Source organism: Saccharothrix sp. ST-888 (assembly GCF_000955975.1).
Lineage (GTDB): Bacteria > Actinomycetota > Actinomycetes > Streptomycetales > Streptomycetaceae > Kitasatospora.
Map to the genome: position 1 here is coordinate 1 of NZ_JYJF01001115.1, position 251 is coordinate 251.

General features: G+C 72.9%; 1 protein-coding gene. It reads right to left on the reverse strand.

Features of this window, described 5'->3' with window-relative positions; all coding sequences use genetic code 11:
- Positions 1-196 (reverse strand): hypothetical protein (locus UK12_RS35860; RefSeq protein ID WP_156179200.1); only part of this gene is annotated, 196 nt, incomplete at its 3' end.
- Positions 197-251: the final 55 nt, after the last annotated feature.

The following is a 251-nucleotide window of genomic DNA, read 5'->3' on the forward strand; positions in this document are numbered from 1 at the left end:
GGAAGGCGTAGGTCGGCAGGTCCACCCGGCGGGCATCCCGGCCCGCGAAGAACGACTGCCAGTCGACCGCGACACCGCGCACCTGGGCCTCACCCAGCGTCGCGAACAGCCGCTCCAGACCGCCCTCGTGACGGCGCAGCGTCCCGAACGCGACCGCGTCCCGGCCGGCCGCCTCGATGCTCTCCTGGACAGCCATCGCAAGCACGGGGTGTGCGCTGACCTCGACGAAGGTCCCGACGCCGTGCTCCTCG